Genomic DNA, 21636 nt, shown 5'->3' on the forward strand with positions numbered 1-21636 from the left:
TCCCCGGCCCCGGGCACGCCCCGGCCCCGCGGCGGTCTCCCCGCCGCCGGGCGCCCCCCGGCGGTCGGCGACCGCGACCAGCGCCGCCAGCGCCGTGGTCACCGGGACCGAGGCGACCAGGCCGATCGAGCCGATCAGCGTCCGCACGATCTCCTCCGCCACCAGTTCGCTGGTGGCCACCTGGCCCATTCCGCTCTCCGCTATCGAGAACAGCAGCAGCAGCGGCAGCGCGGCCCCCGCGTAGGCCAGCACCAGAGTGTTCACCACCGAAGCGATGTGGTCGCGCCCGATGCGCATCGCCGCGCCGTAGAGCCTGCGCCACCCGGCCGACGGATCGGCCTGCCGCAGTTCCCACACCGCCGAGGTCTGCGTCACCGTCACGTCGTCCAGCACCCCCAGCGAACCGATCAGCACACCGGCCAGCAGCAGCCCGCGGATCTCGATGTCCGGGTAGAGCCCGTGCACCAGGCCGGTCTGGTCGTCGGTGTTGCCCGTCAGCGCGGCCCATCCGATGAACGCCGAGCCCAGCAGCCCGATCAGCAGCAGCGAAACCAGCGTGCCCAGGACGGCGACGGAGGTACGGGCGTTGACGCCGTGGCACAGGTACAGCGTGGCCAGCATGATCGCGCTGCCGCCCACCACCGCCACCAGCAGCGGGTTGGAGCCCTGGAGGATCGCGGGCAGGATGAACAGCGTCAGCACCCCGAAGCTGACCGCCAGCCCGATCAGCGCCAGTACCCCGCGCAGCCGTCCCACGACCACCACCGCCAGCGCGAAGACGCCCGCCAGCGCCACCATGGGCACCCCGCGCGCCACGTCCACCACGCTGTACTGGAGTTCGCGCGGCGCGTCGGGCGCGTACGCCACCACCACGTCCTGACCGGGGCTCAGCCGGCGCGTGGCGTCCGGGGTGACGATCTCCGTGAACGTGTGGCCCGCGTCCTTCCCCTCGGCGACCTCGACGGTCGCCCGCAGACAGGGTTCCTTCCCGGAGCCCTCGCCGGAGCCTTCCGGAGGAGCGCTCGAACCGGCGCTTCCGCTGTCCCGAGCGCCTCCCCCGGCGCCTCCCGCGCCGCCGGGCGGCTGGGCGGCGCCCACCTCCGCGCAGCCGACCTCCTCGACCGCGGTGACCCGCGCGCCGAGCGTCTTCCGGTCGAAGCCGACACCGCTGGGCGTGTTCTCCCCCTCGGGCGCACCGCCCGGCCACAGCGCCATCAGCCCGGCGAGCACCGCGACGGCGAACGGGACCAGCACCGCCGCGACCACCTTGCGCAGCCGCGCCGAGACGGGGGCGGGAGGCCCGTGGTGGTGGCCGTGCGAGTGCCCGTGCGCACCGCTGTGCCCGTGCGCGTTCGGTGCCTGCCCGCGGCCCGGCTCGTGACCGGGCCCCTGGCCGGGCGACGGACGCTGGGGCGGTGGGACGGGCGGAGCCGGCGGCGCGTGCGGAGGACCCGGCGGCCGGGACGGCGGAGGGGGCGGAGAGGAGGAGTCCACGGCCCGATCATCGCAGGCGCGGCCGGGGGGCACCCTGGCGCACGCCCGGTGTCAGCCGTTAGCGTGGGAGCGCTTTTGCACATCGCGGGAGCTCCGAGCACGGGGCTGAGAGGGCGCTGACCTCCGTGGACATCCACGGAAACGGCTGCGTCGACCGCCGAACCTGTTACCGGGTAATGCCGGCGTAGGGAGTTGGGTCTCATGACCACGCAGGACGCACGCACGCCCGAAAACGCCGCCGGGAGCGCCGAGGAGCGCGCGATCGGCTGGCACAAGGGCTATCTGAGCGGTTCGCGCCCCGACATCCGGGTGCCCGTCCGCCGGGTGCACCTCACCAACGGCCGCGACGTGACGCTGTACGACACGTCCGGCCCGTACACCGATCCGAACATCGACACCGACGTCCGCCGCGGCCTGGCGCCGCTGCGGGAGAACTGGATCATCGCCAGAGGGGACACCGAGGAGTATCCGGGCCGCGAGGCGCGGCCCGAGGACGACGGTCTCAAGCACACCTCGCCGCGCGGCGGGCTGCGCAACCTGGACGCCGTCTTCCCCGGCCGCCCCCGTCTGCCGCGCCGGGGACGGGGCGGCGCCACCGCCGTCACGCAGCTCGCGTACGCCAGGCGGGGCGAGATCACCCCCGAGATGGAGTTCGTGGCCGTCCGCGAGGGCTGCTCGCCGGAGCACGTGCGCGACGAGATCGCCGCGGGCCGCGCCGTCCTCCCGGCGAACGTCAACCACCCGGAGACCGAGCCGATGATCATCGGCAAGAACTTCCTGGTGAAGGTCAACGCCAACATCGGCAACTCCGCGGTCACCTCCTCCATCGAGGAGGAGGTGGAGAAGATGACGTGGGCCACCCGCTGGGGCGCCGACACCGTCATGGACCTCTCCACCGGCCGCAACATCCACACCACCCGCGAGTGGGTGCTGCGCAACTCCCCCGTCCCCATCGGCACCGTCCCCCTCTACCAGGCGCTGGAGAAGGTCGACGGCAGGGCCGAGGAACTGACCTGGGAGATCTACAAGGACACCGTCATCGAGCAGTGCGAGCAGGGCGTGGACTACATGACCGTCCACGCCGGCGTCCTGCTGCGCTACGTCCCGCTGACCGCCCGCCGCAAGACGGGCATCGTCTCGCGCGGCGGCTCGATCATGGCGGCCTGGTGCCTGGCCCACCACAAGGAGAGCTTCCTCTACACCCACTTCGAGGAACTCTGCGAGATCCTGCGCGCTTACGACGTCACCTTCTCCCTCGGCGACGGGCTGCGCCCGGGCTCCATCGCGGACGCCAACGACGAGGCGCAGTTCGCCGAGCTGCGCACGCTGGGCGAGCTGAACCGCGTCGCCAAGTCCCACGACGTGCAGACGATGATCGAGGGCCCCGGGCACGTCCCGATGCACAAGATCAAGGAGAACGTCGACCTCCAGCAGGAGATCTGCGACGAGGCGCCCTTCTACACCCTCGGCCCGCTCACCACCGACATCGCCCCGGCGTACGACCACATCACCTCCGGCATCGGCGCGGCGATGATCGCCTGGTGGGGCACGGCGATGCTCTGCTACGTCACGCCCAAGGAGCACCTGGGCCTGCCGGACCGCGACGACGTGAAGACGGGCGTCATCACCTACAAGATCGCCGCACACGCCGCCGACCTGGCCAAGGGCCATCCCGGTGCCCAGGAGTGGGACGACGCCCTGTCCGACGCCCGCTTCGAGTTCCGCTGGGAGGACCAGTTCAACCTGGCCCTCGACCCGGACACGGCCCGCGCCTTCCATGACGAGACGCTCCCGGCCGAACCGGCGAAGACGGCGCACTTCTGCTCCATGTGCGGCCCGAAATTCTGTTCGATGAAGATTAGTAGAAGCATCATGGAGGACTATAGAGATTCCATGGAGCTGACCAGCGACGAGGAGCGTGAAGCTGTCGCCGGCATGGCCGAGAAGTCCAAGGAGTTCGCGGAGGCGGGCAACCGCGTCTACCTCCCGATCGCCGACTGATCTCGTCCCTCCCCGACTGTGAGCGGCCTCGGTGATTCCGGGGCCGCTCGGTCGTACGGCGATCGTGTGGGGAGCCGATCGTCACCGCTTGGTCTCGTGGTGGTTCCCTCCCCCTGGGTACGGTCAGGTTGATGTTCGCTGTGTGCCGTCGTCTGCCTCGGCGGCACGCAGTCGGTCACGACCTGGGGAGTTGGTTCGGCATGCCGTCCGGCGCTGCGCGGGAGATGGAAGAGGGGTTCACCTCGGAGAGAGCCGCGCGGGTGATGGCTGCGGCGTGCCGGTCCGCCGGGCTCGACAGCGACGGCGCGCGGCTGATCCGGCTCGGGGAGAACGCACTCTTCAGGCTGGCAGCACATCCGGTCATCGTCCGCATCGCCCGGTCCACCGACTACCTGCCCTCGGTGCGGGTGGAGGCGGCGGTCTCGCGCTGGCTGGCCGGTGAGGGCTTTCCGGCCGCGCGTACCGTGGACGACCTCGATCAGCCGTTGGTCGTCGCCGGCCACCCGGTGACCTTCTGGCACCTGATCGAGGAGGGCGACCGGAAACCCACCTACGGGGAGCTGGGCGGCCTGCTGCGGGACCTGCATGCGATGCGGCTCCCCACGGGCCTGGAGTTGCCTCCTTACGAGGTCTTCGGCCGGACCGACCTGCGGATCGAGAAGGCGGCCGGGATACCGGAGGACGACCGGGAGTTCCTGCACAAGCGGGGTCGTGAGCTGCGCGACCGGCTGGTGGAGTTGCGCTTCGACTCGGCCAAGGGGCCGGTCCACGGTGATGCCCACGTGCAGAACCTCATGGTGGACTCCAACGGCCGGACGCTCCTGATCGACTTCGAGAACTTCAGCTACGACCATCAGGAGTGGGACCTGATGGTCACCGCCACCGAGCATCACAGCCTGCGGTGGCAGACACCGGAGCAGTACGCGGCGTTCGTCGGCGCCTACGGCCGGGACCTGCGGGACTGGGAGGGCTTCCCGGTCCTGCGCGGTATCCAAGAGTTCAAGATGACGACGTGGCTCATGCAGAACATTGCCGAGGGGCCCGCGGTGGCCGAGGAGTACGCGCGGCGCATCGCGTCCTTGCGGGACGATGAGGCGCCCCGGAACTGGCAGCCGGGCTGACCGGCCGCCCTACTCGTCGTCCAGCTCGGCCAGCGCGTCGCGTACCTGCTCGTTGAAGTGCTGGACGGCGGGGTTTCCGGCGTGCGCGGAGACCTCGCGCTGGAAGTCGGTGACGTACCGCACGAAGCGGGCGGACTGGAGCGCGTCCCCGTTTTCAACGGCCAGACTCGCGGTGTCGAGTGCCGCTTCCAACTCGCCGTTGAGCAACTGGCTCTGAGCCAGCACCATCCGGCAGAACCCGAGTGTGCGGGCGTATCTGGGGTCGGTGATGGCGACGGCGCGTTCGGCGAAGCGCACGGCCTCGGCACCCTGCTTCAAGTCACGGAAGCAGTGGCAGAACTCCCCGACCAACTCGGCCTCGTCCATGTAGGCCAGCCAGTCGGGGTCGTCGCCGCTGTCGGCCCGCTCGAAGTACCTTTCGGCCTCGTTCATGGCGCGGGCCGCTCCCGTGCGGTCCAGCGCGGTGGACAGGGCGCGAGCCTCGTGGGCGGCGAACAGAGCCATGGCGCGCGGTGTGGCCCGTCCCCGGCCGCCTTCCAGCGATGCGCGGGCGAGCTGGACGGCGCGGGGCACCTGGCCGAGGTAGTTGGCCTGGTGGCTCATGTTGGTGAGGATGCGGGCGCCCATCATCCGATCGTCGATGACCTGGGTGAGCCGCAGGGTGGCGATCATGTAGCGGTTGGCCAGGGTGTGGCTGCCGGTGTCGTACGCGGTCCACGCGAGAAGCTGCGCGATCTCGGTCGCGGCCTCGAAGAGAGCCTTGCCCACACGCTCGCTGTAGCTGGCGCCGAGAAGCGGTAGAACGTCCTCGCGGAAGTAGTGGCGCAACGCCTTGTGCCCGTGTCCGCCCCCGAACTTGAAGTCGAGATGCATGAACATCTCCGCGGCCGTCCGTACGGCAGCAACATCGCGCATGCCGACACGGCGGGCGCTAGGGGCGTCGATGGTGAGCCCGTCCGAACGGGAGACTAGCCACGACAGCACGGCCGAGTTGACATCGTCCTCGGGTAAAAGGGCCGCGCTGGCCTGGTCTTCCTCGGGGCGGAACTGGGTGAGAGTGTCCAGATGGCCGAGTGCTTCGGACAGCGAGTGCGCGTAGCCGGCGCTGCCGACGGGCGCGACCGGTGCCATCCCGGTGAACCCGAGATCTGAAGGTGTGACCTTCCGCCCCAGTTTCTCACCCAGCGCTTCCGCCAGAAAGGCGGCCGTCTGCGGCTGGATGCCGCCACCGTCCAACCAGCGCTGGACGGAAACGTGAGTGGTTCCGAGGTGGATGCCCCGACGTGCGGCGATGTCCCTTACACGTCTGGCCAGTCCCTTGTTGGAGGCTTTGGCCTCGGCCATGACGGTGACCAGTCGGTGATTCGGTTCCCTGCGCATGCTCCCCTGCCTCCCGAGAAGGCGTCAGACGACCATCGTTACACGGGGAATGCCCCTCTGGTCAGGGGGTTCACTGATGAACCCCCCGCCCCTCCGTGAACCCCCGGGCGTACACATGGACCCTTCGGTGGTCACTGCCACCTGCGTGAAAACCACCTTTGACTGTTCTCACACGGCGGCGGGGCACCGCCTCCGCCGATGGGTTGAAGGGGTACGCCATGGAGACGCGCACAGCAGTACATGAGCCGTTCCTGCGGACTGCGGGCCGCACCTCCCTGGAGCCTGCGTCGCTCTCGGCGGCTGATCGCTTCCGCGCGGTCATACTCGACGCGGAATCTCCGGACACCGCACACGTCGCGCGCCGCACGGTGGCGGAAGTGCTCGATGACTGGGAGCTGCGGCGCCTGGTGGACGACGTGACGCTGTGCGTCTCGGAACTGGTGGGCAACTCTGTACACCACGCCACCCCGGACGGCTGGCAAGACGGGCTCGGCGGGGAACGGCGCATCTCCGTTGCCTTCCGTGCCTGGCCGAAGTGGCTGTTCGTGGAGGTATGCGACCAGGACTCCACACCGCCGATGCTGCCGGTCGGGGGCCTGCTCAACCCGCTGGCCTCCGCCGTCTCGTCCGAGATGACATTGCCGGACCACGGGCGCGGACTGCTCATCGTGCAGAACCTCGCCGACGCGACCTGGTGGGCTCCTCGGGATACCGGCGGCAAGAGCGTCTTCTGCCGCTTCGACCTGAACGGCGGGGCCGACTGATGATTGACCCTTTCACAGACTCCGCAGGAGCCACAGGCAGCCGGACCCCGATGAGTGCTCAGAGGTCCGGGTGGCGTCCTCGGAGACCGTCCGGGGAGCGGCGAGAACTCCCCGGTGCGGTGGGCGGCTCCCTGGCGGGGATTCCCCGTCTCCCCTCGGGGAGCCGCCCGACACGACACATAACAACGGAGAACGGGAGGAATGCCGATGCTGGCAGCGCTGGTACGCCGGGGCGACATGGTCAAGGCACAGGGCCAGTGGCAGGAGGTCAAGGCCGTACGCCGACAGCCGTACAGCTCTTGCGGCCCGACCGTGACGTTCATCTTCAAGACAGGTCCGGTCCTGCGGCTCCGTGCGAGCGCGAACGTGTCGGTGCGACGGGCCGACCGGGAAACGCAGCAATGACCATCCGCTCCCGGATGCGGTTCGTGCACTGGTCGATGAAGATATCCCAGGACATCCGCCGCGAACACGGCGGCGACCTCGCCCTGGACCCGGAGGAGGGCATGAGGCGGAAGTCCGAGGAGTTCGCGCAGGCGGGCAACCGGGTCTACCTCCCGATCGCGGACTGACCCCGGCCCCCGCCGCGTACCGCCCGCCGCCCCCGGCCCGTGGGACCACGGGACGGGGGCGCCCCCGGCATGGGTGCTCGGCGGACCCGGTACGGCGCTCCGGCTGTGTCAGGCTCCGCCCCCGGCGGTGAGGGCCCGGGCGTAGTGCGACAGCGAGCGGCGGTACTCCGGGAGATGGGGGACGAGGGCGGTGAGGGCGAGGGCCGCCGCTTCCCGCTCCCGTCCGGCGTCGACGAGCGCCAGAGACAGGAACGCGGCGACCGCGTCGTCCAACTCATCCGAGTGTGCGTCCCGTTCGGCCGTCAGCAGTGCGATGCTCTCGTGTGTCCGGCCCAGGTTGCGCAGAGTGCTGGTCAGTTGGACCACCGCCCGTCGGCGCCGCCCGCCGGGCAGGCCGGCCGCGAGGGCCCGGCGGTAGAGGGCGGCGGCCTCCTCCTCGCGGTCGAGCGCGTCGTGGGCGGAGGCCAGTTCATACAGGGCGACGGCGTCGCCGGGCGGGAGTTCGGCGACGAGTGACTCGATCCGCCGCAGGAAAACGCCGGGTCCGTGGTCGCCGAAGGATGCCCACAGCTCCTCGAGCCGCCGCTCCCACTGTGCTTCCGGGGCCGTCATCGCCCTAGTGTCCCAGAGAGCCGCCGCACCCGTCCCGGTCCTGCGTGACACGTGCACCATCGCGTCCCTCCGCTTCCGTGTGGGGGCCGTCGTCCGACGCGCCGCGTGTTTCCCCGGACCCGGCGCGGCGACCTTTCCGAAGCAATCGGTTCGGGCCGATTGTTCTACGGGAGCGGAGCCCGCGAGACCGTGCGGAAGGGCCCGGACGGGTGCCCGGGCCCTTCCGCCGCCGGCCCGTGCTCACACCGGCCGGGGGTGTGTCAGAGCGTGCTCTTGAACAGCAGGAGGTTGGGCGTGCCGCTGACGTTGCCGCTGATCACGTTGGCGGTGGCGTTGCTGGTCAGCCAGTTGCTGACGGTCGAGGAGGAGGCGTCACCGTAGGCGGACTTGTACAGTGCGGCCACCCCGGCGGCGTGCGGGGACGCCATCGACGTACCGCTCAGCGTGCTGCTGCCGCCGCCCATGCGGGCGGAGGTGACGGAGACCCCGGGGGCGTACAGCTCGGTGCAGGAGCCCCAGTTGCTGAAGTACGCCTTGCGGTCGGAGCTGTCCGAGGCGGCCACGGTGAGGACGCCGGAGGCACTGGCCGGGGAGACGTTGCAGGCGTTCTGGTTCTCGTTGCCGGCGGCGACGGAGAAGTGGACGCCGGAGTTGGCCAGGTTGGCGGCGGCCGTGTTCACCGCGGACGAGTAGCCGCCGCCCAGGGAGGCGTTGGCCACGGCGGGCCTGACGGCGTTCTGCCGGACCCAGTCGAAACCGGCGATGACGCCCGAGTACGATCCGCTGCCCTGGCAGTTGAGCACCCGGACGCCGCGCAGCGCCACGCCCTTGGCGACGCCGTACGTCTTGCCGCCGACGGTGCCGGCGACATGGGTTCCGTGGCCCTGGCAGTCCTGTCCGTTGCCGCCGAAGGCATCGAAGACGTTGCTCGCCCGGCCGCCGAAGTCGGGGTGCGAGGTGTCGATGCCGGTGTCGATGATGTACGCCGTCACCCCGGCGCCGTTGCGGTTGTACGTGTAGGTCCCGTCCAGCGGGAGGTTGCGCTGGTCGATCCGGTCCAGGCCCCAGGGTGGGCTGTACTGGGTGGCGCTGGCGGTGACCTTCTGGTCCTCCTCGATCGCCGCGACGGAGGGGTGGCGCTGGAGCCCCTTGAGCTGACCGTCCGTCAGCTTCGCGGCGAACCCGTTGAGCGCCTCCGAGTAGACGTGCCGGGTCTTGATGCCCCTGTCGCCGGCGAGCTTCGAAGCCCCGGCGCCGGGCTTTAAGGTGACGATGTAGCTTCCCTCGATGGCCAGCGCGTCCGGAGCCTGCGCGACCCGGACCAGCGGCGCTTCGGCCCGCGCGGAGTCGGCGGCGGGGGCGGCGGAGGCGACGGCGGGTATCAGCGCGGTGGGGATGGCGAGCAGCAGCGCGCCCAGGTGCGTTCGTCTCATGAGGGTGCACACCTTCCGGTGGTCGGCCGGCGCTGTGGGTGTGCGCCGGCAGGTTGAGGGGGGACACCGCGTGAGGCGGCGGCGGCGGCCGGTTCACGGCGCCGCGACGTCACGTTAAGCCCGGCGGTCCGGTCCGGGGACCGGGTCGGAACCGGCATGTCCGGACCCGGCCAGCCCGGGGCACGGATCACGTACCGGATGCCTTGTGGAGAAGGCCGGTTCCACGGACTAACTTTTTGGCATGTCCACTGACAGCAGCGCTTCCGAGACCGGGACCGAGGCCAGGCAGTTCTACACGGAGCTGGCCGGAACGCTCAGGGGCTTACGCGCGGCAGGAGCCCGGCAGCCGGAGGAGGTGTCCGATGAGGTCAGGAACTGGCTCGCCGAACGCAGGCTTCTCGGCCCCGAGTGCCGTGGGGTCAGCTCACCGGAGAGGGCCCTGCGCGACCTGTTCGGCGAGCAGCGCGCCTGGCTGCGGTCGGCTGCCGAGGCCATGGACCGCAATCTCCGTGCCGTCGACGACGTCCTCGATCTCCTCCCGGGGATCCGGGGCTCCGGGCACGAGAGCGTCGAGGTGGAGTTCCTCGAGGACCGGGACCGGCTTCGCAGGCGGCTGGACGAGTTCGAGCCGGTGGGGCGCCGGGAGGTGCTGTGCATGCGGACCGCCTTCCCCGGCCCCGAGGTGCTGGAGGTAAGCCTCGGTCACGATCGCCGGGTCCTGGCCCAGGGGACCGAGATGAGGATGCTGGCCACCGTCGGTGCGACACGCGGGCCGGGGGCCGCCGCCTACCTCGACGCCCTGAGGGAGGCCGGCGCCCGGGTCCGCGTCGCCGCCGCCCTGCCCCTCTACCTCCACGTCGTGGACCGTATGGTCACGCTGATGCCCGCCGGCGACGACCCCCTGGGGGGCGACGGCGACGTGCTGCTGCGCAGCTCGCGGATCGCGCTGTGCTTCGCGCGGGTCTTCGAGCACGAGTGGGACGTGGCGCGCCCCTATCCCGGCGGCGCGGGCCGGACCGGAGGCGCCGCGGACCCCTGCCCGGCCGACGAGTACACCGAGCAGGAGCGCGAGATCCTCGCCCTGCTCGCGACCGGCACCAAGGACGAGAGCATCGCCCGGCGGCTCGGCTGCTCCGAGCGGACGTTGCGAAGGATGATGACCCGGATCACCGAGAAGCTGGAGGCCGGGAGCCGGTTCGCGGCGGGGGTGCGCGCCGCGCGCCTGGGGCTGATCGACTGAGCGCCTACGGCGCGCCGGTCTCCCGCCCGCCCGCCGTCCCGGCGGCCTCCGCGACCAGCGCCTCCAGCCGGCCCCCGTGGGCCCCGCGCCAGTAGACGCGCCCGCAGTCGCGGCAGCGGGCGAAGGTGTCGTAGGTGCGGCGGGTGCCGGGGCGGAGCAGGTGCTCGACCCCGGCCTTCGACGCCTCGGAGAGGAGCCCGTTGCACGCCGTGCACCGGGTCCACGGTGCCAGCGGCAGGTCGAACCGGTCCAGGACGTCGGCGAGCTGGTCGTCCGGGCGCGAGCCGCGCACGTAGGCGCCCATCCACAGCCGCCGCCGCATCAGCAGCCCGCGGTCCTGGGTCAGCAGGACGCGTCGTTCGGCGTTGGCCTGCTCGACCAGGGCGGGGTCGTCCATGTCGTTGTGGTAGGCGGTGTCGGCACCCGCCACCAGCCGGAGCCGCCGGGCCAGCGTGCCCAGGTGGACGTCCAGCAGGAAGCGCGGCGGCCCGTGAGGGACCCGCTGCGGGCGTACGACGGGCTCGACGCGGACCGTACGGCCCGCCTCGGGGCGGTACGAGGGCTCCACCCGCCGTCCGCCCCCGCCGGTCCCGTCGGTGTCCTCCAGGAGGAGCGCGCCCACCTCCGTCAGCGGGATGCCCGCGGACTGCACGATGTGGACGAGGGAGGAGGAGCCGTCGTGCGGCACGGGGAGGAGCTCGGTGCCGCGGTGGCGCGTGGGCAGGAAGATCCGCAGTTCGAAGGAGACGCGGAGGAGCAGTCCGCGCGGCGGCGGAGGGCCGCCGGGAGTCTGTGGTCGGTCCGTCACCCTTCCCAGGATGCCGGCGCGGATCCGCCGGTCCCACCGCTTTACGGGCCCGACCCGGCCGGGGTTCAGCCGGGGGCCCGGCCGGAGGATCCGCCGAGGGAGCCACCGGGGCCTCCGTAGCCGGGGCCGGTGAAGTCCGGGCTGGTGAAGCGGGGCCCGGCGCCCGTTTCGCGTGGGGTCTTCGGGGCCGGGCTGGAGAAGCCCGGGTGGGTGTACCCCAGTCTGGGATGCCGGCTTTCCCGCGGCGTCGTCCCCGCCCCCGGGGCCCCGGAGAGCTCCGGGGCCCCGGGGGCCTCCGCGGCGGGCTCGGCCAGCGCCTCGCGGAGGAAGGGCAGCACCCCGCGCTCCAGCAGCGCCGTACGCCAGGCCGTGCGCGCCCGCGCCACCTCGTCGGCGAGTGCGCCCTGTCCGCCGGGTCCGCCCGCCCGGATCGCGCCGGCGCCGTGGCGCACCGCGGTGACCAGCAGTCCGACGCACGCGGCCAGCAGCGAGGCGGCGGTCAGGGCGGCGAAGGCCCAGCCCGCGCCGCGCATCGGCGCGGCGATGGACGGCTCGGGGTCCATCACCCGCAGCAGATGGCCGACCAGGAGGAAGATCAGCGCCGCGGTCCCGGCCAGTACGGGCGCCAGGACCGAGAGCGTGGCGAACAGCCCGGCGCCGCCCGAACCGGGGTCGGTGCCGGAACCGGAACCTCCGGGAGCGCTCGCGACCGTCCTCCGCGCCGTTCCCTGGGAGGAGGGCGCGTGGTCGGGGTGGCGCAGTTCGTCGCGGAGCGACACGAAGCGCTCGTACTCCGCCGTCGCGCAGGCGGCGATCACCGCGGCGGCGCCGATCGCCATGGCGTGCAGTTGATCGGTGCCCAGCCGTCCTCCGGCGGCCGGTTCGGGACGGTCGCGTACGGCGCGCAGTGCCTCGTCGAGGACGCGTTCGAACTCGGGGCGGTCCTCGATGCGCAGGTGCGGAGCGGTGTTCATGTGCATCCCCCGGTGCTCCGTAAGGCCGCGTGGCCGGAAACGGAGGAGAGCTCGCGTGATACAGGGACCCGATCGTAGAGGGGTTCCTCCGGGTGGTGACAGGGTGTTTCCGGAAAACACGCGCCACCGCCGTGCGGTGTTCACCCACGGGGCGGCATGCGAGGGGGAGGATCAGGCGGACACCGGGGCAGACAGCGCTCAGGCCGGGAGGGGGAGCCGGGAGACCAGCAGCTCTCCGGCCATGGTCACTCCGCCGTCCATGGCGACCGCGAGCGAGTCGGCGTAGACGTGCGGCCCGTGCACCTGGGATACGCCGTCCTCTCCGTCCTCGGAGCCGACCTCGCCCAGCAGGTAGGGGATCGGGCTGTGGCCGTGGACGACGCGCCGTCCGCCGTAGGTGTCCAGCAGTTCGCGCGCCGCCACGGCGCCGGCCTCGTCGCGGAAGGCGAAGCGCTTGGTGAACTTGCGGAACAGCTCCCAGGTCTCGTCGGCGTCGTGGTGGGTGAGGGCCTCGGTGATCGCGTCGTTGACGTCGGCGATGGTGTCGCCGTACTCCAGGTAGGCGGTGGTGTCGGAGTGCACCAGCAGGTGGTCGTCGGCCAGGGCCATGGCGTCCAGCCGGGACATCCACTGGACGTGGTGCTCCTGGAGCCGCTCCATGTCGGAGCGCTGTCCGCCGTTGAGCAGCCAGGCCGCATGGAAGGAGGCGGTGCCCGCGCCGGAACCGACGGGGGTGTCGCCGAAGCGCTTGGCGCCGATCAGCAGCAGCTCGTGGTTGCCCATCAGCGCCTTGCAGTAGCCGCCGGCGGCCGCGGCCTCGGCGGAGAGCTGCATCACCAGGTCGATGACGCCGATGCCGTCGGGGCCGCGGTCGGTGAAGTCGCCCAGGAACCACAGCCGGGTGTTGCCCGCGATCCAGTGGTCCTCGGTGTCGACGATCCCCTGGTTCAGCAGGGCCGCGCGCAGTTCGTCCAGGTAGCCGTGGACATCGCCGACGACGTACAGCGGGCCCTGCTCGCCCCCGCCGGCGGCGGCGGGGGCGGGCATGTCGACCAGCGTGGGGGTGGGGGTGGCGGGGGCCGCGCCGATGACGGGCAGGTCGCGCCTGGTGGGGGTGTACCCCTCCGGGCGCGGTTCGGCGGCGCCCGGCGCGTCCGGATCCGCCGCACCCGGATTCGCCGGACCCGAACCCGTCACGCCCGCGCCGTGCCACACGTCGGATCCCCGACCGGCCCCCTGAGTCATCGGCCCCTCCACCATCGCGCGCGCCTGCACCTGCCGGACCTCTCTTCCGTCTCCCGCGGGTCACCCCGCGCCGAGAGCCGGTCCCGGTGTCGTGGGCCCATCATAGGAACGCAGGTCGCGCCTTGTGACGCACCCGGGGGCGGCAATTCGGACCGGGGCCGCACGGAGGTCTCGGAGCGGCCGGTTCGACCCGGAATGAGCGGGCCCTACGCCGGTCCGCGCTGTTCGGGTGAGCGGGGGGCGCTCACCGTCGTCCGCGGCCAGCGGCGCTGGGAGGACGTGCGGACGATCAGGTCGGTGGGCATGATCCGCTGGACGGGGTGGCCGTCGCCGGTGCCCTCGATGGCGTCGATCAGCAGTTGGACGACGGTGGTGCCGATGCGTCCGGGTTTCAGCGACAGGGTGGTGATGGGCGGCTCGGTGCCGGCGTAGACGGAGGACTCGCTGCAGCACACCAGCAGCAGGTCCTCGGGGACACGCAGCCCGTAGCGGCGGGCGGCGGCGAGCAGGTCGGTGCCGTTGGGGTCGAAGAGCCCGTACACCGCGTCGGGGCGGTCGGGACGGGCCAGCAGCCTGTCGGCGGCGACGGCGCCCGCGCGGGGGTCGTGGGCGGGGTACGACTCGTACACCGGGGCCTGTCCGGCACGTTCGCACCAGTGGAGGTAGGCCTCGGTGGACAGCCTGGTGTAGGTGTCGGTGCTGGTGCCGGTGAGCAGCCCGACGCGGCGGGCGCCGGCGGCGGCGAGATGGTCGAGCAGGCCGGTGACCGCGGCCTCGTGGTCGTTGTCGACCCAGGCGGTGACGGGCAGGTCGCCGCAGGGGCGGCCGTCGGAGACCACGGGGATGCCCTGGCGGGCCAGCTCGGTGACGACGGGGTCGCGGTCGGAGGGGTCGATGACGACGGTGCCGTCGAGGGCGACGTTGGACCAGACGTCGTAGGGGCTCTGCCGGGTGCTGCCGGGGAGGATCACCAGGGCGTAGCCGCGGGCCAGGGCGGCGGAGGAGGCGGCGCGGGCCATCTCGGCGAAGTAGGCGAACTCGGTGAAGGTGAAGGGTTCCTCGCCGTAGGTCGTGACCGTCAGTCCGATCAGCCCCGACTTGCCGGTGCGGAGCGTGCGCGCCGCCGCCGAGGGGCGGTAGCCGAGCCGGTCGGCGACCTCGCGGACATGGCGGCGGGTGGCGTCGGGCAGGCGGCCCTTGCCGTTGAGTGCGTCGGAGACGGTCGTGATCGAGACGCCGGCCGCCGCGGCCACGTCCCGGATGCCCGCCCGCTCCAGCCGACGGCTGTGGGTCCGGCTCACCTGGTGCTTCCCTGCTGCTGTCATGGCGTGCTGATACTAGGGCCGAGCCGCGCCGTTTGCGGGGGTGTACAGAACAATCGGAGAAGAGACGATTCTGCAAGCTGAATCTGTGGTAACGACCATGGAAGAGCAGGAAGTTGGACTGCCGGAACCGTCGTTCCTGTGGATGCTTCACTGCTTGCCGCAGTAGAAGGGGGGAGGTCTCAAAGCTGTCTCAACTCACCTTCACGGGCGATGCGCGCCACGGTGCTCGCCACTAGCGCACGCTTCTGCGAACGCGCCCTCCTCTCCGGCCCCTACGCCGTTCCGGGGAATCCTTCTAAGGTGTGCAGCATTGGTGGTACGAGCGGCGGCACGGCCGCCCCACGACTGGCCCCGAAGGGTCGAGGAGGACCTGGCATGACGGAGATGGCCCCGAAACTGCGCGCGGTGCTGGAGGGGATCCCCACCTACAAGCCCGGCCGCCCGGCCGCCGACGGTCCCACGGCGTACAAGCTGTCCTCCAACGAGAACCCCTATCCCCCGCTGCCCGGGGTCCTGGAGGCCGTCACCGCCGCTGCCGGCTCCTTCCACCGCTACCCCGACATGGCCTGCGGCCTGCTGATGTCGGAACTGTCGCACCGCTTCGGGGTGCCGGTGAGCCACATCGCGACCGGAACGGGCTCCGTCGGTGTCGCCCAGCAGCTCCTCCAGGCCACCGCCGGCCCCGGCGACGAGGTGGTCTATGCCTGGCGCTCCTTCGAGGCGTACCCGATCATCACCCAGATCTCCGGCGCGGCCTCCGTCCGGGTGCCGCTGGACGGTGACGAGAGGCACGACCTGGACGCGATGGCCGACGCCGTCACCGAGCGCACGCGCCTGGTCTTCGTCTGCAACCCCAACAACCCCACCGGCACCGCCGTCCGCCGCGCCGGGCTGGAGCGCTTCCTGGACCGCGTTCCCGGCGACGTGCTGGTCGTGCTGGACGAGGCCTACCGCGAGTTCGTCCGCGACGAGGAGATCCCGGACGGCATAGAGCTGTACCGCGACCGCCCGAACGTCTGCGTGCTGCGCACCTTCTCCAAGGCGTACGGCCTGGCCGGGCTGCGGGTCGGCTTCGCCGTCGCCCACGAGCCGGTGGCGGCGGCGCTGCGCAAGACGGCGGTGCCGTTCGGCGTGAGCCAGATCGCGCAGGACGCGGCGGTCGCCTCGCTGCGCGGTGAGGACGCGCTGCTGGAGCGCGTGGACGCCCTGGTCGCCGAGCGGACGCGGGTGGTGCGCGAGCTGACCGCCCAGGGCTGGACGGTGCCCGAGACGCAGGCGAACTTCGTCTGGCTGCGGCTGGGGGAGCGCACGGGCGACTTCGCCGGGACCTGCGAGGCGGCGGGTGTGATGGTGCGGCCCTTCGCGGGCGAGGGGGTCCGCGTCACGATCGGCGAGACGGAGGCCAACGACCTCTTCCTCAAGGCCGCGCAGGACTTCCGCCGGGACCTCTAGCCGCCAGGACCAACGGCCCTCTGAACAGGACTTTCGTTCCCTCCCACCCCCGGTGGGAGGGAACGAACACAAGTGAGTCATACTTCTTGTGAATGTGAACGCATTCACGAGTGCGTGTGGTACGTCACACCATGTCCACTTTTGGAGAGTGCCGTGGAGCTGGCTCTGGCCCCGGAGACCCTGGCGCGGTGGCAGTTCGGAATCACCACCGTCTATCACTTCCTCTTCGTCCCCCTGACCATCTCGCTCGCCGCCCTCACCGCCGGCCTCCAGACCGCCTGGGTGCGCACCGGCCGCGAGGTCTACCTGCGGGCGACGAAGTTCTGGGGCAAGCTCTTCCTGATCAACATCGCGATGGGCGTCGTCACCGGTATCGTGCAGGAGTTCCAGTTCGGCATGAACTGGTCCGACTACTCCCGCTTCGTGGGCGATGTCTTCGGCGCCCCCCTCGCCTTCGAGGCGCTGATCGCGTTCTTCTTCGAGTCCACCTTCATCGGCCTGTGGATCTTCGGCTGGGACAAGCTGCCGAAGAGGATCCACCTGGCCACCATCTGGATGGTCTCGATCGGCACGGTCCTGTCCGCGTACTTCATCCTGGCCGCCAACTCCTGGATGCAGCACCCGGTCGGCTACCGCATCGACCCCGAGTCCGGCCGCGCCGAACTCACCGACTTCCTCGCGGTGCTCACCCAGAACACCGCCGTGGCGCAGTTCTTCCACACCATGACCGCCGCCTTCCTCACCGGCGGCGCCTTCATGGCCGGCATCGCCGCGTACCACCTGATGCGCCGCCGCCACATACCGGTGATGCGCACCTCGCTGCGCCTGGGCCTGGTCACCCTCGTCGCCGCCGGGGCGCTCACCGCCGCCAGCGGCGACCACCTCGCCAAGATCATGTACGAGCAGCAGCCGATGAAGATGGCCGCGGCCGAGGCCCTGTGGGAGACCGAGGGGCCCGCCCCGTTCTCCGTCTTCGCCTACGGGGACGTCGACGAGGGCCACAACAAGGTCGCCGTCGAGATCCCCGGCCTGCTCTCCTTCCTCGCCCACAGCGACTTCTCCAGCCCCGTGCCCGGTATCAACGACACCAACGAGGCGCTCCGGGAGCAGTACGGCCCCGGCGACTACAGGCCCAACATCCCCGTCGCCTACTGGGGCTTCCGCTGGATGATCGGCTTCGGCATGGCCTCCACCGCCCTGGGCGCCCTCGGCCTGTGGCTCACCCGCCGCCGCTTCCTCCTGGCCGAACGCCACCGCACCACCGGGGACGAGGTCCCCAACCTCGCCCTCACCCCCACCCGCCTGCTGGGCCCCGCTCTCGCCCGCCGCTACTGGCAGCTGGCCTTCCTCACCCTCGGCTTCCCGTTCATCGCCAACGCCTGGGGCTGGATCTTCACCGAGATGGGCCGCCAGCCCTGGGCCGTCTACGGCCTGCTGCGCACCTCCTCCGCCGTCTCCCCCGGGGTCTCCCAGCTCGAGGTGCTGATCTCGATGACCGTCTTCACCCTCCTGTACGCGGTCCTCGCCGTGATCGAGGTGAGGCTCCTGGCCAAGTACGTCAAGGCCGGACCGCCCGAGCTCACCGAGGCCGACCTCGACCCGCCCACCCGGATCGGCGGCCACGACAAGGACGACGCCGACCGCCCCATGGCCTTCTCCTACTAGGTCCGACCGAGGTTTCCCGATGGAACTCCACGACGTCTGGTTCGTCCTGATCGCCGTCCTGTGGACCGGCTACTTCTTCCTGGAGGGCTTCGACTTCGGAGTCGGCGTCCTCACCCGGCTGCTGGCCCGCGACCGCCGCGAGCGCCGCGTACTGATCAACACCATCGGCCCCGTCTGGGACGGCAACGAGGTCTGGCTGCTGACGGCCGGCGGCGCGACCTTCGCGGCCTTCCCCGACTGGTACGCCACCCTGTTCTCCGGCTTCTACCTGCCCCTGCTGCTCATCCTCGTCTGCCTGATCGTGCGGGGCGTGGCCTTCGAGTACCGCGCCAAGCGCCCCGAGGAGAAGTGGCAGACCAACTGGGAGCGCGCCGTCTTCTGGACCTCCCTGCTCCCCGCCTTCCTGTGGGGGGTGGCCTTCGCCAACATCGTCCGCGGCGTCGCCATCGGCGCGGACAAGGAGTACGCCGGCGGCCTGCTCGACCTGCTGAACCCCTACGCCCTGCTCGGCGGTGCCACGACCCTCGCCCTGTTCACCTTCCACGGCGCCGTCTTCACCGCCCTGAAGACCGTCGGCGACATCCGCGTCCGGGCCCGCGCCCTCGCCGTCCGCCTGGGCCTGCTCACCGCCGCCCTCGCCGTCGCCTTCCTCGGCTGGACCCAGCTCGACCGCGGCGACACCACCACCCTGGCCGCCCTGGCCATCGCCGCCCTCGCCCTGCTCGCGGCCGTCCGCGCGATCGCCGCCGGACGCGAGGGCTGGTCCTTCACCCTCTCCGGCACCACCGTCGTCGCGGCCGTCGCCATGCTCTTCCTCGCGCTCCACCCGAACGTCATGCCCTCCACGCTCGACCCCGCCTGGAGCCTGACGGTCACCAACTCCGCGTCCTCCCCCTACACCCTGACGATCATGACCTGGCTGGCCGCCCTGGCCACTCCGCTCGTGCTGCTCTACCAGGGCTGGACGTACTGGGTCTTCCGCAAGCGCATCGGCACTCAGCACATCGCGGACCCGGCCGGCGCCGCCCCCGAGAACCCGCACCCGGAACCGGAAACCACCCGCACATGAAGCCCGTCGACCCCCGCCTGCTCCGGTACGCCCGCACCACCCGCTTCTTCCTCGCGGCCGCCGTGGCGCTGGGCCTGGCCGGAGCGGGCCTGGTCATCGCCCAGGCCATGCTCATCGCCGAGATCGTCGTACGGGCCTTCCAGCACCACACGGCCCCCGCCGGCCTCACCACCCCCCTCGCGCTCCTCGCCGCCGTCTCCCTCGGCCGCGCCCTGGTCTCCTGGCTCACCGAGCTGGCCGCCCACCGCTCCTCCGCCGCGGTCAAGTCCGAGCTGCGCCTGCGCCTGCTCGCCCACACCACCGCCCCCGGCACCGCCCGCCCGGACAGGCCCACCGGCGAACTGGCCAACCTCGCCACCCGGGGCATCGACGCCCTCGACGACTACTTCGCCCGCTACCTGCCCCAGCTCGCGCTGGCCGTCGTCGTCCCCGCCGCCCTGATCGCGCGCATCCTCACCGACGACTGGATCTCGGCGGCGACCATCGCCGCCACCCTCCCCCTGATACCGCTCTTCATGGTCCTGATCGGCTGGGCGACCCAGGCCCACACGGACCGCCAGTGGCGCCTGCTGTCCCGCCTCTCCGGCCACTTCCTCGACGTCGTCGCGGGCCTGCCCACCCTCAAGGTCTTCGGCCGCGCCAAGGCCCAGGCCGAGAACATCCGCGCCATCACCGCCGACTACCGCCGCGCCACCCTGCGCACCCTGCGGATCGCCTTCCTCTCCTCCTTCGCCCTCGAACTGCTCTCGACGATCTCCGTCGCCCTCGTCGCCGTCGGCATCGGCATGCGCCTGGTCCACGGTGAACTCGACCTCCACACCGGTCTGGTGGTGCTGATCCTCGCCCCCGAGGCGTACCTGCCCCTGCGCCAGGTCGGCGTCCACTACCACGCCGCCGCCGAGGGCCTGTCCGCCGCCGGCGAGGTCTTCGGCATCCTCGAGACCGAGCCCCCCGCCCCCGGTACCGAACCCGCCCCCGACGCGCGCACCGCCACCATCGCCCTCGACGGCCTCACCGTCCGCCACGAGGGCCGTACCACCGACTCGCTGCCCCCCACCACCCTCACCGTGGCCCCCGGCGAGACCGTCGCCGTCACCGGCCCCTCCGGCGCCGGCAAGACGACGCTGCTGAGCGCCCTCCTCGGGTTCACCGCCCCCACCGCCGGCCGCGTCCGGATCGGCGGCCGGGACCTGTCCACCCTCGACCCGGCCACCTGGCACTCCCAGATCGCCTGGGTCCCCCAGCACTCGCACCTCTTCGCCGGGACGATCGCCGACAACGTCCGCCTGGCCCGCCCCGGCGCCACCGACGCGGAGGTGCGCCGGGCCCTGAGCGACGCCGGAGCCCCCGACCTCCGCCCGAGCACCCTCCTCGGCGAGGCGGGCGCGGGCCTCTCCGCCGGCCAGTGCCGGCGCGTCGCCCTGGCCCGCGCCTTCCTCGCCGACCGCCCGGTCGTCCTCCTCGACGAGCCCACCGCCGCCCTCGACGGCGCGACCGAGGAAGCGGTCGTCGGCGCGATCGCCCGCCTGGCCCGCGACCGCACGGTCGTCCTGATCGTCCACCGGCCCGCGCTCCTCCCCCTCGCCGACCGCGTGATCCGCCTGACCCCCGCCGGTGCGGCGGAGACCCCGCCCACCCCCGACATGTACCGGCCCGCCCCCGGGGCGGGCCATCCCGCACTCGGCAGCGTGCCGGAGGGGACGGGCGGGGACGGCCGTCCCGGGCCGGCCCCGACCCCCGCACGCGCCACCCCCGCACCCACCGGCGCATCCGAGAACGATCCGCACCCCCTCGCCCGCGTACGCCGTGTCGCGCGCCCCCTGCGCGGCCGCTTCGCACTGGCCCTGCTCCTCGGCTCCCTCGCCCTTCTCGGCGCCGTCGGCCTCATGGCCTCCTCCGGCTGGCTGATCTCCCGTGCCTCGCAGCAGCCGCCCGTGCTGTACCTGATGGTGGCCGTCACCGCGACCCGGGCCTTCGGTATCGGCCGCGCCGTCTTCCGCTACGCCGAGCGCCTGGTCTCCCACGACGCCGTCCTGCGCGTCCTGGCCGATCTGCGCGTCACCGTCCACCGCCGCCTGGAGCGCCTCGCCCCCGCCGGGCTGCGCCACACCCGGCGCGGCGATCTGCTCACCCGGCTCGTCGCCGATGTCGACGCCCTCCAGGACTACTTCCTGCGCTGGCTGCTCCCGGCGGCCGTCGCCGTCGCCGTCTCCCTCTCGGCCACCGTCTTCACCGCGTGGCTCCTGCCCGAGGCGGGAGCGGCCCTGGCCCTGGGCCTCCTGACCGCCGGCGTCGCCGTCCCCGCGCTCGCCGCCGCTCTCTCGCGCCGCACCGAGCGGCGCCTCGCGCCGGCCCGGGGCGAACTGGCCACCCGCACCGTCGACCTGCTCACCGGCACCGCCGAGCTGACCGTCGCGGGGGCGCTGCCCCGGCGCACCGCGGCCGTACGCGACGCCGACGCCGCGCTGACCCGCCTGGCCG

17 protein-coding genes and 1 pseudogene are annotated in these 21636 nt (G+C 72.0%); 10 read left to right on the plus strand and 8 right to left on the minus strand.

Annotation, left to right across the window (positions count from 1 at the left end):
- Positions 1–1494 (minus strand): YibE/F family protein (locus tag AC2CJA_RS10015; protein WP_484602308.1); only part of this gene is annotated, 1494 nt, incomplete at its 3' end.
- 201 nt (positions 1495–1695) lie between these two features.
- On the opposite strand from AC2CJA_RS10015, the gene thiC reads away from it, so the two are divergent.
- A complete protein-coding gene (gene thiC / locus AC2CJA_RS10020) occupies positions 1696–3495 on the plus strand; it encodes a phosphomethylpyrimidine synthase ThiC (RefSeq protein WP_484602309.1) in 1800 nt (599 codons plus the stop codon).
- 200 nt (positions 3496–3695) lie between these two features.
- Positions 3696–4616 (plus strand): phosphotransferase enzyme family protein, encoded by a 921-nt coding sequence (locus AC2CJA_RS10025; protein ID WP_484602310.1) that lies wholly within the window; start codon positions 3696–3698, stop codon positions 4614–4616.
- 9 nt (positions 4617–4625) lie between these two features.
- On the opposite strand, the gene AC2CJA_RS10030 is transcribed toward AC2CJA_RS10025, so the two are convergent.
- Positions 4626–5996 (minus strand): NsdA family TPR-like regulatory protein, encoded by a 1371-nt coding sequence (locus AC2CJA_RS10030; RefSeq protein WP_484602311.1) that lies wholly within the window; start codon positions 5994–5996, stop codon positions 4626–4628.
- Between the two features lie 218 nt (positions 5997–6214).
- On the opposite strand from AC2CJA_RS10030, the gene AC2CJA_RS10035 reads away from it, so the two are divergent.
- The 3 genes and pseudogenes from AC2CJA_RS10035 to AC2CJA_RS10045 form a co-directional block, all read left to right on the plus strand.
- A complete protein-coding gene (locus AC2CJA_RS10035; RefSeq protein WP_484602312.1) occupies positions 6215–6760 on the plus strand; it encodes an ATP-binding protein in 546 nt (181 codons plus the stop codon).
- Positions 6761–6967: 207 nt separating this feature from the next.
- Positions 6968–7165: a hypothetical protein gene (locus AC2CJA_RS10040; protein WP_484602313.1), complete on the plus strand. Its 198-nt coding sequence runs from the start codon at positions 6968–6970 to the stop codon at positions 7163–7165.
- A 32-nt stretch (positions 7166–7197) separates the two neighbouring features.
- Positions 7198–7332, plus strand: a pseudogene (locus AC2CJA_RS10045) (thiamine biosynthesis protein ThiC); the annotation flags it as partial.
- A 108-nt stretch (positions 7333–7440) separates the two neighbouring features.
- Here the strand turns inward: AC2CJA_RS10045 and AC2CJA_RS10050 are convergent.
- Positions 7441–7944 (minus strand): tetratricopeptide repeat protein, encoded by a 504-nt coding sequence (locus tag AC2CJA_RS10050; RefSeq protein ID WP_484602314.1) that lies wholly within the window; start codon positions 7942–7944, stop codon positions 7441–7443.
- Positions 7945–8204: 260 nt separating this feature from the next.
- On the minus strand, positions 8205–9377 hold the full coding sequence (locus AC2CJA_RS10055; RefSeq protein WP_484602315.1) for a S8 family peptidase: 1173 nt from the start codon (positions 9375–9377) through the stop codon (positions 8205–8207).
- Between the two features lie 241 nt (positions 9378–9618).
- Between AC2CJA_RS10055 and AC2CJA_RS10060 the strand changes: the two genes are divergently transcribed.
- A complete protein-coding gene (locus AC2CJA_RS10060) occupies positions 9619–10617 on the plus strand; it encodes a helix-turn-helix transcriptional regulator (protein ID WP_484602316.1) in 999 nt (332 codons plus the stop codon).
- A gap of 4 nt (positions 10618–10621) precedes the next feature.
- Here AC2CJA_RS10060 and AC2CJA_RS10065 read toward each other — a convergent pair whose 3' ends face one another.
- The 4 genes from AC2CJA_RS10065 to AC2CJA_RS10080 form a co-directional block, all read right to left on the minus strand.
- Positions 10622–11425 (minus strand): Mut7-C RNAse domain-containing protein, encoded by an 804-nt coding sequence (locus AC2CJA_RS10065; RefSeq protein WP_484602317.1) that lies wholly within the window; start codon positions 11423–11425, stop codon positions 10622–10624.
- A gap of 65 nt (positions 11426–11490) precedes the next feature.
- A complete protein-coding gene (locus AC2CJA_RS10070) occupies positions 11491–12399 on the minus strand; it encodes a hypothetical protein (protein WP_484602318.1) in 909 nt (302 codons plus the stop codon).
- A gap of 198 nt (positions 12400–12597) precedes the next feature.
- Positions 12598–13659, minus strand: a complete 1062-nt coding sequence (locus tag AC2CJA_RS10075; protein WP_484602324.1) for a metallophosphoesterase — start codon at positions 13657–13659, stop codon at positions 12598–12600.
- 191 nt (positions 13660–13850) lie between these two features.
- On the minus strand, positions 13851–14969 hold the full coding sequence (locus AC2CJA_RS10080) for a LacI family DNA-binding transcriptional regulator (protein ID WP_484602319.1): 1119 nt from the start codon (positions 14967–14969) through the stop codon (positions 13851–13853).
- 375 nt (positions 14970–15344) lie between these two features.
- On the opposite strand from AC2CJA_RS10080, the gene hisC reads away from it, so the two are divergent.
- From hisC to cydD, 4 genes are all read left to right on the plus strand, one after another.
- On the plus strand, positions 15345–16421 hold the full coding sequence (gene hisC / locus AC2CJA_RS10085) for a histidinol-phosphate transaminase (RefSeq protein WP_484602320.1): 1077 nt from the start codon (positions 15345–15347) through the stop codon (positions 16419–16421).
- A 153-nt stretch (positions 16422–16574) separates the two neighbouring features.
- On the plus strand, positions 16575–18086 hold the full coding sequence (locus AC2CJA_RS10090; protein WP_484602321.1) for a cytochrome ubiquinol oxidase subunit I: 1512 nt from the start codon (positions 16575–16577) through the stop codon (positions 18084–18086).
- 19 nt (positions 18087–18105) lie between these two features.
- Positions 18106–19155 (plus strand): cytochrome d ubiquinol oxidase subunit II, encoded by a 1050-nt coding sequence (cydB, locus tag AC2CJA_RS10095; RefSeq protein WP_484602322.1) that lies wholly within the window; start codon positions 18106–18108, stop codon positions 19153–19155.
- The coding region (gene cydD / locus AC2CJA_RS10100) for a thiol reductant ABC exporter subunit CydD (protein ID WP_484602323.1) at positions 19152–21636 on the plus strand (2485 nt) is incomplete at its 3' end. The genes cydB and cydD, both read left to right, overlap by 4 nt.

The organism is Streptomyces sp. ATLC9, from assembly GCF_057196705.1.

Excerpts from the sequence above, each read along its gene's own strand:
- thiC (WP_484602309.1), top strand. The coding sequence starts at position 1,696 with ATGACCACGCAGGACGCACGCACGCCCGAAAACGCCGCCGGGAGCGCC.
- AC2CJA_RS10025 (WP_484602310.1), top strand. The coding sequence starts at position 3,696 with ATGCCGTCCGGCGCTGCGCGGGAGATGGAAGAGGGGTTCACCTCGGAG.
- AC2CJA_RS10030 (WP_484602311.1), bottom strand. The coding sequence starts at position 5,996 with ATGCGCAGGGAACCGAATCACCGACTGGTCACCGTCATGGCCGAGGCC.
- AC2CJA_RS10035 (WP_484602312.1), top strand. The coding sequence starts at position 6,215 with ATGGAGACGCGCACAGCAGTACATGAGCCGTTCCTGCGGACTGCGGGC.
- AC2CJA_RS10040 (WP_484602313.1), top strand. The coding sequence starts at position 6,968 with ATGCTGGCAGCGCTGGTACGCCGGGGCGACATGGTCAAGGCACAGGGC.
- AC2CJA_RS10050 (WP_484602314.1), bottom strand. The coding sequence starts at position 7,944 with ATGACGGCCCCGGAAGCACAGTGGGAGCGGCGGCTCGAGGAGCTGTGG.
- AC2CJA_RS10055 (WP_484602315.1), bottom strand. The coding sequence starts at position 9,377 with ATGAGACGAACGCACCTGGGCGCGCTGCTGCTCGCCATCCCCACCGCG.
- AC2CJA_RS10060 (WP_484602316.1), top strand. The coding sequence starts at position 9,619 with ATGTCCACTGACAGCAGCGCTTCCGAGACCGGGACCGAGGCCAGGCAG.
- AC2CJA_RS10070 (WP_484602318.1), bottom strand. The coding sequence starts at position 12,399 with ATGAACACCGCTCCGCACCTGCGCATCGAGGACCGCCCCGAGTTCGAA.
- AC2CJA_RS10075 (WP_484602324.1), bottom strand. The coding sequence starts at position 13,659 with ATGGTGGAGGGGCCGATGACTCAGGGGGCCGGTCGGGGATCCGACGTG.
- AC2CJA_RS10080 (WP_484602319.1), bottom strand. The coding sequence starts at position 14,969 with ATGACAGCAGCAGGGAAGCACCAGGTGAGCCGGACCCACAGCCGTCGG.
- hisC (WP_484602320.1), top strand. The coding sequence starts at position 15,345 with ATGACGGAGATGGCCCCGAAACTGCGCGCGGTGCTGGAGGGGATCCCC.
- cydB (WP_484602322.1), top strand. The coding sequence starts at position 18,106 with ATGGAACTCCACGACGTCTGGTTCGTCCTGATCGCCGTCCTGTGGACC.